Here is a 15080-nt window from a genome sequence, read left to right on the forward strand (position 1 = left end):
CCGCCCGATCAGGTGCGCGCCGCGCCCAGCAGCGAGGGATGTTCGGCGAAGACGGCGCGCATCGCCTCCGCCTGCTCGCGCCAGTAATATTTCGAGTAGCCCGGATAGTCGCTGAGGCGATCCCACTCGACGCCGGCGTTCAGGGCCAGCATGCGCGCGAGACGGTCGTGATCGGCTTCGTGTCGTTCCGTCATCGGCTTGGTCCCGAACCAGAGCAGCGGCAGCAGCGACGCAAGGCGGTGTTAGGGACGATTGCGGTCAAGAGATGTGCCTAACGACACATTGCAGACGGTTTCCGCAGCGTCACGCCTGATGTCCCCGGCGCGCGCCTGGGACACTATGCGGAAACCCGGCGCGGCGTGGGCGTTCAGCCGGCACGCGCCGCCGTTCGGAGATATCGTGACACGTACCGCCCTCTGCCTGATCCTCGGATCGCTGGCACTGCCGGCGCACGCCGCATCGCTGGCCCACGCCGTGGAGGAGGTGGACGGCGCGTCGGCGCGGCCGATCCTGCTGGACGAGCCGGTCTTCGATCTGCGCGCCGTGGGTACGGACGAGGGCCACGCCTGGCGGCTGCGTGAGGGCATGGCGCCGCCGCGCGAGGATGCGGACGACATCCGGCTGCGCGTTAAGCTGCGCCCGAACCGGGCGATGGGGCGCGTCTCCGTCTCGTTCTGAGGGGTGTCAGCCGGCGTGGCGCAGTAAGGTGAGGCGGGCCTTGCCGTGGGTCCGCTCGGCCTCCACCGTCCAGCCGCCGGCGGAGGTGCTCTCCCGCGCGCCCGTCTCGATGCTCGCCCAGCCGCCGGGCGCGACCCAGCCGAGGCGGGCGAGCCGCTCCAGCAGCGCGCCGCCACCGCCGCTGGCATAGGGCGGATCCAGCAGCAGCAGATCGCACGGCACCGCCACCGGGCCGAGCGCCGCGACCGATCCGGCCCGCACCTCCGCATCGGCGCCCAGCCTGGCGATGTTGGCGCGCAGGGCATCCAGCGCCTTGCCGTCCTGCTCCACGAAGATGCAGTGCGCCGCGCCGCGCGACAGGGCCTCCAGCCCCAGGGCGCCGGTGCCGGCGAACAGATCCGCCACGCGCAGCCCGTCGAAGCTGCCGAGGCGGCTCGCCAGCATCGAGAACAGCGCCTCGCGGGTACGATCGGCGGTGGGGCGGGTGGCGTCTCCCGCCGGCGCGACGAGCGGGCGGCCGCGCCACTGGCCGGCGATGATCCGCACGGCTCAGCCCGGCCGCATGGTCTTGCGGAAGGTGACGAGATCGTGCTGGCGCACCTCGTCCACCGCGCCGGCCGGCATGTCGTCCAGCGCGAGCGGGCCGTAGGCGGTGCGGATCAGCCGGCTCACCTGCAGGCCCAGATGCTCCAGCACGCGCCGCACCTCGCGATTCTTGCCTTCGCGCAGGCGCATCTCGACCCAGCCGTTGCGGCCGGTGCGGCGTTCGAGATTGGCGTCGATCGATCCGTAGCGCACGCCCTCTATCTCGATGCCGTCGATCAGTTCCTCGAGCTGCGCCTGGCTGACGTCGCCGAACACGCGGGCGCGATAGGTGCGCTCGATGCCGGTGGAGGGCAGTTCGAGCAGACGCTTCAGCTCGCCGTCGGTCGTCAGCAGCAGCAGCCCCTCGGTGTTGAGATCGAGCCGGCCGACCGGCATGACGCGCGGCAGGGCCGGCGGCAGGCGATCGTAGATCGTCGCCCGGCCTGCCGGATCGCGCTCGGCGGTGAGCAGGCCGGCGGGCTTGTGGTAGCGGAACAGGCGGGCCGGGGCGGCCGCCTGCACGGCATTGCCGTCCACCGTGACGCCGTGAAGCGACTTCAGGATCGTCGCCGGCGTATCGATCGGCGTGCCGGCCAGAGCGACGCGGCCCTCCGCGATCATCCGCTCGATCTCCCGCCGGGAGGCGATGCCCGCGCGGGCGAGCAGCTTGGCGATCCGCTGGCCTTCACCCGGCGCGCCCGGCTCGGCGGCGCGCGGCGCGGCGGGGATGCGATCGTGGCGCGCGGCGCCGCGCCGCCGCCGGCGCGGGCGGGGCGGGGCGCATCGGTGACGGGTGTGCGCGAGGCCGGCCGATCCCGCGCCGGGCGGACGGCGGCGCGATCGGCCCGCGTGGCGAAGGCCGGCCGCTCGCCGCGATCGGGCCTGTCCGGCCGTGCGGGACGATCCGGCCGTGCCGGACGCTCGGCCCGCTCGGGCCGGACCTGACGGGGCGGGCGAGCGACAAACGCACCGTCCGCGCTACGGCGGCGAACCGGGCGCTGCGGCCGATCCTCTCCGCCGGTGCGTTGCGCTGTCACCGGGGAGACGCGGGTGGGGCGGGGGGCGGCAGGCGTGCGCCCTGGCCGGGCGGCCGCATCCGGCCGGTCGCCGGCCGCGCTCGCGCGGGGCGCGCGGGTGCGGCGACGATCGGGGGCGCCCGCCTCGGCCTTCACCGGCTGGCGCGGGGGGCGGCTGGCGGCGTGCTGTTCCGCGCGACGGGCATCGCGGGCGGTGGCGGAGGGGCTTTTCGCACGCTTCCCGGCACCGTCTTTGCCCGACGCGCCTGTCCTCGCAACGTCCGCTTTCGCGGCGCGTGGCTGGGCGTCGCGCGGCTGGGCCGGGTCGGACTTGGCGGCGCGGGGCCTGGCGGGGCGCTTCTGCGGATCGCGCGGAGGTGTGGGGTCGGCCATCGCCTCTCCCTATGCCTTATCCCGCCGACAGGCCACCGGCTTCGCGGCTCAGCCGCGCTCGGCCGGATCGAGGTCCAGCCCGCGCGTGCCGCGATGGGCGGTGTGGGCGGGCGCGTGGGGCGGCTCGATCTCCGGCGGCGCCGGCACCTCCAGCGCGCCCTCCCACTTGGCGACGACCACGCTCGCCACCGCATTGCCCACCACATTGGTGGCCGATCGACCCATGTCGAGGAAGTGATCCACCGCCAGGATCAGCAGCAGCCCGGCCTCCGGTATCTTGAAGAAGGAGAGGGTGGAGGCGATCACCACCAGGCTGGCGCGCGGCACGCCGGCCACGCCCTTCGACGTCACCATCAGCAGCAGCAGCATCGTCACCTGCTGCCCCGCCGACAGCGGGATGCCATAGGCCTGCGCGATGAACATCGTCGCGAAGGTGCAGTACATCATCGTGCCGTCGAGATTGAACGAGTAGCCGAGCGGCAGCACGAAGCTGGCGATGCGGCGCGGCACGCCGAAGCGATCCAGCGCCTCCAGCGTGCGCGGGAAGGCGGCCTCCGACGAGGCGGTGGAGAAAGCGAGCAGCAGCGGCTCGCGGATGTAGCGCGCCAGCAGCCGCGCCCGCCCGCCGACCACCACGAACGCCGCCAGCATCATCAGCGACCACAAACACAGCAGGCCGACGTAGAAGCCGCCCATGAAGTAGCCGAACGTCACCAGGATGCCGGCGCCCTGCCGCGCCAGCGCGCCGGCTACGGCGGCGAACACGGCCAGGGGCGCGAAGCGCATCACGTAATCGGTGATCTGCAGCATCACCGCCACCAGCGCCTCCACCCCGCGCACGATCGGCGCCGCCTTCTCGCCGATGGCGGTGATCGCCACGCCGACGAACACGGAGAAGACGACGATCTGCAGGATCTCGTTGTTCGCCATCGCCTCGAAGATCGATTTCGGCACCAGATGGGTGACGAAATCCTTGAGCGTGAACGCGCCTTTCGCCAGCCCCGCATCCGCCGTGACCGGCGGCAGCGGCAGCCCGAGCGCCGCGCCCGGCTGGAACAGGTTGACCAGCAGCAGCCCCAAGGTGAGCGACACGAGGCTGGCGCACAGGAACCACGCGATCGTGCGGAAGCCGATGCGGCCCAGCGCCGAGGTGTCGCCCATGTGGGCGATGCCGGCCACCAGCGTGGCGAACACCAGCGGCGCGATGATCATCTTGATGAGGCGCAGGAAGAGATCGGTGACGATCGAGAAATAGCTCGCGGCATCCTCGATCGCGGCCGCGTCCGGCAGCGCCGTGTTCAGGATCAGCCCGGTGACGATGCCGGCGATCATCGCGGCGAGGATGTAGAGGGTGAGGCGCCTGGCCAAATCGATCTCCGCGGGTTGGATGCGGCGCGATTGGTCCGCGCAAAGCCGGGTGCGGTCAAGCGGCGCGTCCGGATGCTTGCGGAACTGGAACGATATTCGCGACTTCTGCTTCTGGTGAAGCGCATACGGGGGCGTCGGGTTCATGCTGTTCGGCAGGCGATCGTCAAGGCTGAAGCGGATCCTCGTCGTCGAGGACGAGCCGCTCGTCGCCTTCGACAACGAGCATCTGCTCTCGGATGCCGGCTATACCGTGGTGGCGACGGTGGATCGCGTCGCGGATGCGGTGGCGGTCATCCTGGCGGACGGGCTCGATCTGGTGCTGGCCGACGTGCGCCTGTCTGGCGACGGGGACGGGCTGGACGTGGCGCGTGCGGCCAAGACCAAGGGCATACCGCTGCTGTTCGTGACCGGATCGTGCCCGGAGGACGCGCAGGCGCTGGCGATCGGCCGGCTGGCCAAGCCCTATTCGGCGCGCGACCTGCTCGGCGCGATCGAGGCGGTGGACGCGACCCTCGCCGGCCGCAAGGTGAAGCGCATGCCGCCGGGCCTCACGCTGTTCGGCTAGCCTGCCCGCGCAGGCTTCCCTGCCACGCCGGCGGCGCTATGGTCGCGCGATGAACGATCCCGCGCCGGACGCACCGGCAAGCCGCCTCTCCCGCGTGCCGGCCGGCCTGCGCCCCTATCTGGAGCCGGCGCCGGTCGCGGCGCTGTTCCTCGGCATCTCCTCCGGCTTTCCGTTCGCGATGATCGGCGCGACCTTGGCGAGCCGGCTGGCGGAGGACGGCATCGAGAAGAAGAGCGTCACCGCCTTCGCCCTGGTGATTCTCGCCTACAATCTCAAATTCCTGTGGGCCTGGGCGATCGAGGGCATCCGCCTGCCGCTGATCGGGCGGCTGGGCCAGCGCGTATCCTGGATGCTGCTGGCCGGCGTGCTGGTGATGGCGGCGGTGATCAACCTCGGCCTCGTCGATCCGGCGGCCGATCTCGGCGCGACGGTGGCGGCGGCGATCATGCTGGGCGTGGCGGGCGCCACCTACGACATCGTCATCGACGCCTATCGCATCGAGCTGCTGGAGCCGCGCCAGCTGGGCGTCGGCGCCGGCATGTCCCAATATGGCTGGCGCATCGGCGCCAGCGCCGCCGGCGCGCTGGCGCTGGCGCTGGCGCAGCGCGGCGGGTGGGAGCTGGCCTACGTCGCCTGCTCCGCCTTCGCGCTGCCGGCGATGGTGACGGCGCTAGCGATGGGCGAGCCCACACGGCACCGCACGATCGCCACGCGGCGCAGCCTGGGGGAGGTGGGGCAGGCGATCGTCGGCCCGTTCGTGGAGTTCTTCCGCCGGCAGGGGGCGGTGCTGGTGCTGCTGTTCGTGCTGGTGCACAAGATCGGCGATACGCTGGCGAACCTCACCTTCCGCCTGCTGTTCAACGATCTGGGCTACAGCAAGGACGAGATCGCGCTCTACGACGTGGGCGTCGGCTTCTGGGCGCTGCTGGCGGGCGTGTTCGTGGGCGGCGTCCTCTACGCCCGGCTGGGGCTGAAGCGATCGGTGCTGGCGAGCCTGATCCTGATGGCGGTATCGAACCTGAGCTTCGCCGGCCTGGCCGCCGCCGGCCACTCAAATGCGGCGATGGCCGGCGCGATCGGATTCGAGAATTTCGCCAGCGGCATCGGCGGGGTCACGGTGGTCGCTTATTTCTCCGCACTGACGAACCTGCGCTTCACCGCCGCGCAATATGCGCTGATCTCAGCCGCGGCCAGCATCGCCGGGCGGCTGGTGACGGGCACCACCGCCGGCGCGATGATCGAGGCGTTCGGCTATGTCGACTTCTACCTGCTGACGACGGTGCTGGCCCTGCCGGGCATCCTGCTGTTCTGGCTGATGATGCGCGCCGGGCTGATCGATCGCTCGATCGGCGACGCCGGCGTCGTCGGGCAGGGGGACGCGCGGGCGGAGCCGGCCTGAGGCGGCGGCGCCGGCCAGTCAGTCCGCCCGCAGCGCCCGGCCGCAATCCTCGAACGCCTGCGCCACCGCCTGCGCGCTGCTGAGCGCGCCCAGGCATTCGCGCACGCCGAGCATCGCGCGCAGCCGATCGTGCGCGTCGCGAGGCTGGCGATCCGCATTCACGATGGCGGAGAGCAGCACCGCCTCCGCGCCGGTGAGGCGCGGGCAGCAGCATGGCGCGACGAGGATCTTCGCGGTGGAAACGCGCGACACTTCCGCCATCAGCGCGCGCAGCAGCACCAGCGGACGGCGGAAGCTGCGCCCGAACGCGACGAAGAAGGCGTGGGTGGCATGCGCGTCCGCCAGCCCGTCGGCGGCGATGCGGCGGATCGCGAACAGCAGCAGGCGCTGGTTGGGGCAGTCAGGTGCTGCGTGCGTGAGGATCTCGTCCATCTCTCCGTTTGACTGACGCATGGTTCTCTCCCTTGATGCGGGAGCAAGACAGCAGAGCCGCTATTGCAAGTCAATCGCAATTACGTTAGTCGGGCGGCGTCTCGTTCCTGTCGAGCACCGCGCCCGCCAGATAGAGCGAGCCGGCGATCAGCACGATCGGCAGTTCGCCCGGCCGCGCGCCGAGCGCGATCGCGCGGAGCGCCGCCTCGGCATCGTCCGCCACCGTCGCCGTCAGGCCGCGTGCGCGGGCGGCGGCGGCGATCGCCGCGGGATCGTGGTGGGCGTGATCGTCCACAGGTACGGCGTGGATCCTGCCGCCGCTGCCCTCGAACGGCGCCAGCACGCCATCCATGTCCTTGTTGGCGAGCAGGCCGAGGATCAGGTGGAACGGCCGGTCCATCGTCACCGCGCCGCGGAAGTGATCGGCCACCGCCCGCGCCGCCGCCGGATTGTGCCCGCCATCCAGCCACAGCTGCGATCCCGCCGGCAGCAGCGCCACCAGCGGCCCGTTCTCCAGCCGCTGCAGCCGCGCCGGCCACTGCACCCACCCCATCGCCGCGCGCAGCGCCGCCACGGGAATGGCCAGCGCCTGCTGGTGGCGCAGCATCGCCACCGCCAGCGCCGCGTTCATCGCCTGGTGGGCGCCGGGCAGGCGCGGCAGCGGCAGCTCCAGCTTGCCCTCCACGTCGCGATAGTGGAGCCGGCGCTGGTAGACGGCGGCATCCCACACGCTGCCCTTGGGCAGCCAGCGCGCCCGCGCCTTCGACGCCGCCTGCCCGACATGATCCGCCACGGCGCGCGGATAGTGGAAGGTGAGGAGCGGGGCGCCGCGCTTGGCGATGCCGGCCTTCTCGGCGGCGATCTGCTCGATCCGGTCGCCCAGGAAAGCCTGGTGATCGAGCCCCAGCTGGGCGATGCCGCAGACGAGCGGCGCCTCGATCACATTGGTCGCGTCCAGCCGCCCGCCCAGACCCACCTCGACGATGCACGCATCGGCGGGCGTGCGCGCGAAGGCGAGGAAGGCGGCGGCCGTCGTCACCTCGAAGAAGCTCGGCGCGATGCCGTCGGCGACGTCGAGCACCTCGCCCAGCAGCGCCGCCAACGCCGCATCGTCGATCAGCCGGCCGGCCAGGCGGATACGCTCGTTGAAGCGGACGAGGTGGGGGCTGGTATAGACGTGGGCGGTGAAGCCCGCCGCCTCGATGCCGGCGCGCAGGAAGGCGCAGACCGAACCCTTGCCGTTGGTGCCGGCGACGTGGAAGACCGGCGGCAGGCGCCGCTCCGGATGGTCGAGCCGTTCGAGCAGCGCGGCGATCCGCCCGAGCCCCAGCGTATCGGCGCCGGGCGACAAGGCGGCGAGCCGATCGAGCTGCGCCTGCACGGCGGGATCGGACGAGCGCGCATGATCCGCCATCGGATCAGGCCGATGCCCGCTCCGGGCACAGATAGTCGATCAGGGTCGCCAGCGTCTCGCGCAGCCGGTGGCGGTGGACGACCATGTCGAGCATGCCGTGATCCAGCAGATATTCGGCGCGCTGGAAGCCTTCGGGCAATTTCTCGCGGATCGTCTGCTCGATCACGCGCTGGCCGGCGAAGCCGATCAGCGCGCCGGGCTCGGCCAGCTGCACGTCGCCAAGCATGGCGTAGGAGGCGGTGACGCCGCCGGTCGTCGGATCGGTCATCACCACGATGTAGGGCAGGCCGGCCTCGCGCAGGCGGGCGATGGCCACCGTCGTCTTCGGCATCTGCATCAGGGAGAGGATGCCCTCCTGCATGCGCGCGCCGCCGGCGGCGGTGAAGATGATGTACGGGCAGCGCGCCGCGACCGCCGCCTCCGCGCCCGCGACGAAGGCCGCGCCGACGCCGAGCCCCATCGATCCGCCCATGAACGCGAAGTCCTGCACGCCGACGACGGCCTGCTTGCCCTCGATCGCGCCGCGCGCATTGACCAGCGCGTCCTGCTCGCCGGTGGCGGTGCGGGCGGCCTTGATGCGATCGACGTAGCGTTTCTGGTCGCGGAACTTCAGCGGATCCTCGCGCACCGGCGGCATCGGCAGCAGGGTGTAGAGCCCGCCGTCGAACAGCGCGTCGAACCGCTCGTCCGGCCCGATGCGGCCATGATGGTCGCACTTCGGGCAGACGGACTGATTCTCCTCATATTCCTTGACGAACAGCATCTGCCCGCAGCCGGCGCACTTGTGCCAGAGATTGTCCGGCGTCTCGCGCCGGGCGATGAACGGGATGGTGTTGCGGACCTTGTCTAGCCAGCTCATGCCGCCTGCTCCGCGCGGGCGCCGCGCACGGCGGCCGAGAGGGCGGAGACGATCGCGCGCACGGTCGGCGCCGGATCGCGCGCCGCCGCCGCCTCGGCCGCGATCGCCTCGACTATGGCGGAGCCGACCACGACGCCGTCCGCCACCCGCGCGATGCGGGCCGCCTGATCGGGCGTGCGCACGCCGAAGCCGACGGCGACGGGCAGCTCGGTGCCCGCCTTCAGCCGCCCGACCGCCTCGGCGATGCTGGCCTGCGCCGCCTGCTGCAGGCCGGTGATGCCGGCCACCGACACGTAATAGAGGAAGCCGGAGCAGCCGGCGAGCACCGCCGGCAGCCGCGCCGCATCAGTGGTGGGCGTGGCGAGGCGGACGAGATCGACGCCGGCGGCGCGCAGCGCCGGCCCCAGCGCGTCATCCTCCTCGGGCGGGATGTCGACGCAGATGACGCCATCGACGCCGGCCTCGGCGCATGCCTCGGCGAACCAGGCCGGGCCGCGGCGGACCATCGGATTGGCATAGCCCATCAGCACCAGCGGCACGGCGGGGTGGCGATCGCGGAAATCTCTGGCGATCTCCAGCAGCTTGGGCGTAGTCGTTCCCGCATCGAGCGAGCGGATGTCGGCGAGCTGGATGGCCGGCCCGTCCGCCATCGGATCGGTGAACGGCATGCCGAGCTCGATCACGTCCGCGCCGCCCGCTACCAGCGCATCGAGGATCGCGGGCGTGGCCGCCGGCGAGGGATCGCCGCCGGTGACGAAGGTGACGAGAGCGGCGCGCCCTTCGGCGGCGCAGCGCGCAAAGGTGTCCGCGAGGCGGGTCATGCCGGGAGCCCCTCCCTTTCAGGGGAGGTTTCAGGGCGGGTAAGCCCCGCAGGGCGCGGCAAGCCTGTGAGGAAGACCTCCACACCCCGGCCCTCTCCCGTGGGGAGAGGGAGAAGACGGCGCTTCATATCGCCACCCCCAGCGCCTCGGCGACGGTGAAGATGTCCTTGTCGCCGCGGCCGCAGAGATTGGCGACGATGATCTCGTCCTCCTTCATCTCCCGCGCCTTGCGCGCCACCGCCGCCAGCGCGTGCGAAGGTTCCAGCGCCGGGATGATGCCTTCGGTGCGACAGAGCAGCTGGAACGCGTCAAGCGCCTCGCGGTCGGTCGCGCTCTCGTAGCGGACGCGGCCGATCTCGTGCAGCCAGCTATGCTCCGGCCCGATGCCGGGATAGTCGAGCCCGGCCGAGATCGAGTGTGCCTCGGCGATCTGGCCGTCCTCGTCCTGGATCAGATAGGTGCGGTTGCCGTGCAGCACGCCGGGCTCGCCGCCCGCCAGGCTCGCCGCATGCTGGCCGGTGTGGATGCCGTGGCCGGCCGCCTCCACGCCCAGCATGGCGACATCGGCATCGTCGAGGAACGGGTGGAACAAGCCGATCGCGTTCGATCCGCCGCCGATCGCCGCCACAAGCAGATCGGGCAGGCGGCCCTCGGCCTCCAGGATCTGCTCGCGCGCCTCGCGGCCGATCACGGACTGGAAGTCGCGCACCAGCTCCGGATAGGGATGCGGGCCGGCGGCGGTGCCGATGATGTAGAAGGTGTCGTGGACGTTGGCGACCCAGTCCCGCAGCGCCTCGTTCATCGAATCCTTGAGGGTCTTCGATCCACTCTCCACGCTGCGCACTTCCGCGCCCAGCAGCTTCATGCGGAACACGTTGGGCGATTGCCGCTCAACATCGCGCGCCCCCATGTAGATCACGCACGGCAGGCCGAAGCGCGCGGCCACGGTGGCGGTGGCGACGCCGTGCTGGCCGGCGCCCGTTTCGGCGATAATCCGCGTCTTGCCCATGCGCACCGCCAGCAGGATCTGGCCGATGCAGTTGTTGATCTTGTGCGCGCCGGTGTGGTTCAGCTCGTCGCGCTTTAGGTAGATCTTCGCGCCGTGGCCTGCCGGCGCGCTCTCGCGGATCGTCGCGGTCAGCCGCTCGGCGAAGTAGAGCGGGCTCGGCCGGCCGACATAATGCTTCATCAGCCAGTCGAGCTCGGCGGCGAAGGCGGGATCGGCCTGGGCGCGGCGATACTCCTTCTCCAGCTCCAGAATCAGCGGCATCAGCGTCTCGGCGACGTAGCGGCCGCCGAACTGGCCGAAATGCCCTTGCGCGTCGGGCTGTGCCCGGAATGTGTTGGCGATGCTCATAGTCGCGCGACCGATTGGAGGAAGCCGGCGATCTTGTCCACATCCTTGACGCCGGGGGCACTCTCCACACCCGACGATACGTCCACCAGCCGCGCGCCGCTGATGGCGACCGCCTCCGCCACGTTGCGCGCGTCCAGCCCGCCGGAGAGCGCCCAGGGCAGCGGGTGGTCGAAGCCTTCGAGCAGGCGCCAGTCGAACCGCAGTCCGAGGCCGCCGGGCAGATCGGCGGCGGCGGGCGTTTTCGCATCGTAGAGGATGCGATCGGCGGCGCCGGCATAGGATCGCGCAGCGGCGAGATCGGCGCGCAGCTTCACCGGCACGGCCTTCCACACCTCCACGCCGTGGCGCGCGCGGATGGCGGCGGCGCGCTCCGCCGTCTCGCCGCCGTGCAGCTGGACGACGGCGAGCCGCGCCTCGGCGATCGCGCGGGCGAGGAACGCCTCGTCGGGATCGACGAACACGCCGACGCGCGCGACATGATCCGGCACCAGCGCGGCGAGCGCCGCCGCCTGCTCGGGCGCCAGATTGCGCGGGCTTCTGGCGAAGAACACGAAACCGACATGGCTGGCGCCGTGGCGGATCGCGGCGGCAAGCGTGTCCTCGGTCGAGAGGCCGCAGATCTTGGCACGTGGGGGCATGATGGCCTTCCGTTCAGCTTTCTGCGCGTGTGTCGAGCGGCATCGGGTGAAGCCGGGACGCGGCCGTAAATCCATATCGTCCGCGGTGTCTCGACTTCGCTCGACACAAGGTGGGGGGCGCAGGATCTACAGCGTCGCCTCGATCGCGCGGGCCGCCGCGTCGGGATCGTCGGCGGCGGTGATCGGGCGGCCGACGACCAGGATCGAGGCGCCGGCATCCAGCGCGGCGCGCGGGCTCATCACGCGCTTCTGGTCGCCGGCGTCGCCGCCGGCGGGGCGCACGCCCGGCACCACGAAGAAGCCGCGCGGCCAAGCGCGGCGCGCGGCGGCCACCTCGTTGCCGGAACAGACGATGCCGTCCACCCCGGCCTCCTGCGCCAGCCCCGCCAGCCGCTCCACCTGAGCGTGCGGATCGGCCGCGAGACCGATCGAGGCGAGATCGCCGCCGTCCAGGCTCGTCAGCACGGTGACGGCGACGATCTTCGTGCCGGGCGAGGCGGCGGCCCTGGCATCCTCCATCATCGCGCGGCCGCCGGCGGCGTGCACGGTGAGGATCGCCGGCTCCAGCGGGCTCAGCGCCTGCACCGCCTTGGCGACCGTGTTCGGGATGTCGTGGAGCTTGAGATCGAGGAAGATCGGCAGGCCGAAGCCGGCCATCGCCCGCACGCCGTGGTGGCCGTTGGCGCAGAAGAATTCCAGCCCCAGCTTGATGCCGCCGACATGGTTGCGCACCCGCGCGGCGATGCCTTTTGCCCGCTCCAGATCGGTCGTGTCGAGCGCGACGAAGATCGGCCGCGTCATGCGACGGCCGGCGGAATGGGCATGGTGACGGGCTGCGTCGCGGGCGCCGGATCGGCTGGAGGCTGGTCGGCGGGCGTCGCCGTGCCGTTCAGCGCCAGCGCCCGCTCGGCCGTCTCCAGCCGGCGCCGCAACCGCCAGCGGGTGGCCCGGTAGAGGATCAGCGGCGGCAGCAGGCCCACGGCGAAGGCCACCAGCAGCATAACCGGCAGCTTCACGTCGGCATCGATGCCGCCCCACAGGTGGATCGTCACCGGCGTCCAGTTGCGCACGGAGAAGATCACCGCGATCACCGCGACCACCACCCAGAACAAGGTCCGCAAGAACTGCATCGAGATCCTTTCCCGGCCAATCTAGGATAGAGCGTGCGCGAAGGCCAGAGCGGGACGGAACGGGTCCCGGGCGGGATCAGCCGATCTCGGCGGCGAGCGTATCGAACAGGGCCGTTATGGCGGTCAGCCGCCCGCGCTCCTCGGCCAGGATGGCGCGGAACGCCTCCGTCTTCAGCCGCGCCACGGTGCCGGCGGGCAGGGTGACGCCTTCCGGCAGCGCCGAGACGACGATCTCGATCAGCCGGTCCGCGCCGTGCAGGCGGCCCCACAGATAATCGTTCTCGCGATAGGCGCGGCTGAAGAAGGCGCCGAAGCTGCCGAACTGGATGCCCTTCAGCGTCGCGGCGGCGCCGCCTTCGCGAATGGCGGTGGCGTCGTCAGGCGAGATGCGATCCACCTTCACCGCCTCGAACTCCTGCTCGCCCTCGGCATCCAGCAGCGCCAGCGTCGCGACATCGTAGAAGGCGAAGCCGAGATAGGTGAGCAGAGCGGTGCGGCGGGCAGCCTTGGGGAGGGCGGCGAGCGCCCCCGCCATCATCGCGTCCGCCTGATCGTCCACCGCCTTCAGGTCGCGCGCGGCGGCCAGCGCATCCAGCGCGGCGGCGGGATCGGCGACGGCGCGGGCGCCGGCCGCGGCCATGTCGCTCGCGAAGAAATCGTGGCGCTGGCGATCGAGATAGAGGGCCAGGCCGGCATAGACGGCGTCCCGCACGCCTTCGATCGCCTTGGCCGGGCACTCGCCCGCCTCCTCCAGCGCGGCCAGCACGCGCACGACGCTGCGCAGCCGGCGCACGCGGAAGGCGAGATCGTGCTGGCGGAAGAACAGCACGACCGGCTCGATCGCGCCGCCGGACGAGAGCGCGCCGGGTGCGGTGAAGCCCGCGCCGCGCAAATGGCCCCAGATCGCCGCGCGCACCGCCTCCACCGACGGCCGCTCGCCGCCGGCCAGCGCGGCGAGCAGCTCGGCCGCCTCGTCCACCACGTTCGAGAGCTTGAGGTGGCCGTAGGAGGCGTAGGCGTAACCCGCTGCCTTGGCCGCCGCGTCGCCCGCCTTCGCCCGCCAGCCGGCCAGCCGGGCGGGGGTGGGGCGATCGAGGAAGAAGGTGTAGCCGAACAGCGATTCGATCGCCGCCTCCACCTCCGGCCGGATCGCCTCGATGATCTTGCGGACGCGGCGGATGCGGCCGGAGCGGGCGTCGATCGTCTCCAGATTGTCGCGGATCGGCTGCTCGCGCGGGATGTCGGAGAGGGCGCCGAACACGGTGGCGAAGAAGCCGGGCAGATGCGGCGTCTCGCCGGCGGGCGGCATCGGCGGCGTGCCCGGCTTGGGATCGATGTAGACGAAGCGCCGGTCCACCTCGCGGCGGGCGGGGCGATCGCGCAGCGCCTCGATCGCCGGGCGGAAGGGGGCGTTCACCAGCACCGATCCGTCGATCAGCACGGCCTGGCCAGCCGCGCCGATGGCGGCGTGGCGCGGCAGGGCACGGGCGAGGAAGGCGTCGCGCCCCGGCCATGGCCGCTCCCGCTTCGCCAGCACGCGATCGAGCTCGCCGACCGAGAAGGGCGGGAAGGCGCCCGGGAAGCTGGCCGTGGCGCGGGCGGCGAAGGCGAGAGCGGGCGGCTCGGCCAGCCGGCGCGGCTCCGTGCCGTGGTCGCCGAACGCCAGGGTCAGCCGATGCTCGGTCTCCGCCGCCTCGACCGGCGAGTGGAGGCGCAGGCGCTGCGGGTGGCCGTGGAAATCGGTGACGGTGACGAACAGGTCGAGCGGCTGGCCGTGCGGCAGCAGCGGCGGGCCGGGGTCGCCGGCCGCCATCAGATCGAAGGCGTCCAGGATCAGGCCGGTGAAGCCCTCGCCGCTGAACGGCGGGGTGAACCACCGCGTGCGGACGAAGGTGGTGAGCTTGGCGCGGATCTCGTCGCGCGCCTCGGGCTCCACGGTGCGCTCCACCGCGCCGCCGGGCCGGCCGGAGGCCCACCAGGCGATCGGCGTCGCCCACAGCCGCGATGCGCGCGAGAGCGGGCGGGCGTCGGTATCGATCAGCACGTCCACGTCCGCGGCATCCAGCCACAGCATCGTCAGCGGTTCGAGCGATTGGCCGCTGGCGATCGCGTGCGCCAGGAACACACCGTTGATGCCGCCCGCGCTGGCGCCGGCGACGATATCGACGAGCACGCGCAGGCGGATGCCGGTCTCGCGCTCGATCAGGCCGAGCAGGCGGTGATAGGTGCCGAGGCTGCCCGGCCCCTCCTCCGCGCCATCGTGGAAGGCCCGGCTGGCGCGCGCGAGCTTCCAGATTTCCAGAGTGATTCCATGCATGTAGACGGCGAGGCTGATACCGCCATAGCAGATCAGCGCCAGCCGCAATTCCTTCTCCCGCATCGGCCCAGCGTGGCACGGGTGGAGCGGTGAGGGAAGCCGGGATCG

At 71.9% G+C, this 15080-nt stretch carries 17 protein-coding genes; 4 read left to right on the forward strand and 13 right to left on the reverse strand.

Going from position 1 to position 15080, the window contains the following annotated elements:
• Positions 1-8 precede the first annotated feature (8 nt).
• On the reverse strand, positions 9-194 hold the full coding sequence (locus GNT64_RS05845) for a hypothetical protein (RefSeq protein WP_156678652.1): 186 nt from the start codon (positions 192-194) through the stop codon (positions 9-11).
• A 205-nt stretch (positions 195-399) separates the two neighbouring features.
• Here GNT64_RS05845 and GNT64_RS05850 point away from each other — a divergent pair, with 205 nt between their 5' ends.
• Positions 400-678, forward strand: coding sequence for a hypothetical protein (locus GNT64_RS05850; protein ID WP_156678653.1), 279 nt, complete (start codon positions 400-402; stop codon positions 676-678).
• A gap of 6 nt (positions 679-684) precedes the next feature.
• On the opposite strand, the gene rsmD is transcribed toward GNT64_RS05850, so the two are convergent.
• Both rsmD and GNT64_RS05860 read right to left on the reverse strand, forming a co-directional pair.
• On the reverse strand, positions 685-1224 hold the full coding sequence (gene rsmD / locus GNT64_RS05855; RefSeq protein ID WP_156678654.1) for a 16S rRNA (guanine(966)-N(2))-methyltransferase RsmD: 540 nt from the start codon (positions 1222-1224) through the stop codon (positions 685-687).
• 3 nt (positions 1225-1227) lie between these two features.
• A complete protein-coding gene (locus GNT64_RS05860; protein WP_231639310.1) occupies positions 1228-1884 on the reverse strand; it encodes a pseudouridine synthase in 657 nt (218 codons plus the stop codon).
• A gap of 114 nt (positions 1885-1998) precedes the next feature.
• Between GNT64_RS05860 and GNT64_RS05865 the strand changes: the two genes are divergently transcribed.
• Positions 1999-2208 carry a hypothetical protein gene (locus GNT64_RS05865; RefSeq protein ID WP_156678656.1) on the forward strand — a complete coding sequence of 70 codons (210 nt, stop codon included), beginning with the start codon at positions 1999-2001 and terminating at the stop codon, positions 2206-2208.
• Between the two features lie 512 nt (positions 2209-2720).
• Here the strand turns inward: GNT64_RS05865 and GNT64_RS05870 are convergent.
• Positions 2721-4040, reverse strand: coding sequence for a dicarboxylate/amino acid:cation symporter (locus GNT64_RS05870; RefSeq protein ID WP_156678657.1), 1320 nt, complete (start codon positions 4038-4040; stop codon positions 2721-2723).
• Positions 4041-4182: 142 nt separating this feature from the next.
• Between GNT64_RS05870 and GNT64_RS05875 the strand changes: the two genes are divergently transcribed.
• Positions 4183-4605, forward strand: coding sequence for a response regulator (locus GNT64_RS05875; RefSeq protein ID WP_156678658.1), 423 nt, complete (start codon positions 4183-4185; stop codon positions 4603-4605).
• A 49-nt stretch (positions 4606-4654) separates the two neighbouring features.
• Positions 4655-6004 carry an AmpG family muropeptide MFS transporter gene (locus tag GNT64_RS05880; RefSeq protein WP_156678659.1) on the forward strand — a complete coding sequence of 450 codons (1350 nt, stop codon included), beginning with the start codon at positions 4655-4657 and terminating at the stop codon, positions 6002-6004.
• A gap of 18 nt (positions 6005-6022) precedes the next feature.
• Here GNT64_RS05880 and GNT64_RS05885 read toward each other — a convergent pair whose 3' ends face one another.
• The 9 genes from GNT64_RS05885 to GNT64_RS05925 form a co-directional block, all read right to left on the reverse strand.
• Positions 6023-6457 (reverse strand): DUF6628 family protein, encoded by a 435-nt coding sequence (locus GNT64_RS05885; RefSeq protein ID WP_231639311.1) that lies wholly within the window; start codon positions 6455-6457, stop codon positions 6023-6025.
• A gap of 64 nt (positions 6458-6521) precedes the next feature.
• Positions 6522-7850: a bifunctional folylpolyglutamate synthase/dihydrofolate synthase gene (locus GNT64_RS05890; protein ID WP_156678660.1), complete on the reverse strand. Its 1329-nt coding sequence runs from the start codon at positions 7848-7850 to the stop codon at positions 6522-6524.
• A gap of 4 nt (positions 7851-7854) precedes the next feature.
• Positions 7855-8709 carry an acetyl-CoA carboxylase, carboxyltransferase subunit beta gene (accD, locus tag GNT64_RS05895; protein ID WP_156678661.1) on the reverse strand — a complete coding sequence of 285 codons (855 nt, stop codon included), beginning with the start codon at positions 8707-8709 and terminating at the stop codon, positions 7855-7857.
• Entirely contained in the window at positions 8706-9530 is an 825-nt protein-coding gene (gene trpA / locus GNT64_RS05900) for a tryptophan synthase subunit alpha (RefSeq protein WP_156678662.1), read from the reverse strand. The genes accD and trpA overlap by 4 nt, the downstream gene beginning before the upstream one ends.
• Before the next feature lie 124 nt (positions 9531-9654).
• Positions 9655-10887 (reverse strand): tryptophan synthase subunit beta, encoded by a 1233-nt coding sequence (trpB, locus tag GNT64_RS05905; RefSeq protein ID WP_156678663.1) that lies wholly within the window; start codon positions 10885-10887, stop codon positions 9655-9657.
• Complete coding sequence (locus GNT64_RS05910) at positions 10884-11525, reverse strand: phosphoribosylanthranilate isomerase (protein ID WP_156678664.1); 642 nt, start codon at positions 11523-11525, stop codon at positions 10884-10886. The genes trpB and GNT64_RS05910 overlap by 4 nt, the downstream gene beginning before the upstream one ends.
• Before the next feature lie 126 nt (positions 11526-11651).
• Complete coding sequence (pyrF, locus tag GNT64_RS05915; RefSeq protein ID WP_156678665.1) at positions 11652-12326, reverse strand: orotidine-5'-phosphate decarboxylase; 675 nt, start codon at positions 12324-12326, stop codon at positions 11652-11654.
• Positions 12323-12655, reverse strand: coding sequence for a lipopolysaccharide assembly protein LapA domain-containing protein (locus GNT64_RS05920; protein WP_156678666.1), 333 nt, complete (start codon positions 12653-12655; stop codon positions 12323-12325). The genes pyrF and GNT64_RS05920 overlap by 4 nt, the downstream gene beginning before the upstream one ends.
• Positions 12656-12731: 76 nt before the next feature.
• Positions 12732-15035: a patatin-like protein gene (locus tag GNT64_RS05925; RefSeq protein ID WP_156678667.1), complete on the reverse strand. Its 2304-nt coding sequence runs from the start codon at positions 15033-15035 to the stop codon at positions 12732-12734.
• Positions 15036-15080 lie beyond the last annotated feature (45 nt).

It is taken from the genome of Sphingomonas profundi (genome assembly GCF_009739515.1).
GTDB lineage: Bacteria > Pseudomonadota > Alphaproteobacteria > Sphingomonadales > Sphingomonadaceae > Alterirhizorhabdus > Alterirhizorhabdus profundi.

Coding starts and splice junctions, on each gene's coding strand:
- trpA (WP_156678662.1), bottom strand. CDS start 9,530: ATGACCCGCCTCGCGGACACCTTTGCGCGCTGCGCCGCCGAAGGGCGC.
- trpB (WP_156678663.1), bottom strand. CDS start 10,887: ATGAGCATCGCCAACACATTCCGGGCACAGCCCGACGCGCAAGGGCAT.
- GNT64_RS05860 (WP_231639310.1), bottom strand. CDS start 1,884: ATGATCGCGGAGGGCCGCGTCGCTCTGGCCGGCACGCCGATCGATACG.
- GNT64_RS05845 (WP_156678652.1), bottom strand. CDS start 194: ATGACGGAACGACACGAAGCCGATCACGACCGTCTCGCGCGCATGCTG.
- GNT64_RS05890 (WP_156678660.1), bottom strand. CDS start 7,850: ATGGCGGATCATGCGCGCTCGTCCGATCCCGCCGTGCAGGCGCAGCTC.
- GNT64_RS05880 (WP_156678659.1), top strand. CDS start 4,655: ATGAACGATCCCGCGCCGGACGCACCGGCAAGCCGCCTCTCCCGCGTG.
- GNT64_RS05875 (WP_156678658.1), top strand. CDS start 4,183: ATGCTGTTCGGCAGGCGATCGTCAAGGCTGAAGCGGATCCTCGTCGTC.
- accD (WP_156678661.1), bottom strand. CDS start 8,709: ATGAGCTGGCTAGACAAGGTCCGCAACACCATCCCGTTCATCGCCCGG.
- GNT64_RS05920 (WP_156678666.1), bottom strand. CDS start 12,655: ATGCAGTTCTTGCGGACCTTGTTCTGGGTGGTGGTCGCGGTGATCGCG.
- pyrF (WP_156678665.1), bottom strand. CDS start 12,326: ATGACGCGGCCGATCTTCGTCGCGCTCGACACGACCGATCTGGAGCGG.
- GNT64_RS05885 (WP_231639311.1), bottom strand. CDS start 6,457: ATGCGTCAGTCAAACGGAGAGATGGACGAGATCCTCACGCACGCAGCA.
- GNT64_RS05925 (WP_156678667.1), bottom strand. CDS start 15,035: ATGCGGGAGAAGGAATTGCGGCTGGCGCTGATCTGCTATGGCGGTATC.
- GNT64_RS05910 (WP_156678664.1), bottom strand. CDS start 11,525: ATGCCCCCACGTGCCAAGATCTGCGGCCTCTCGACCGAGGACACGCTT.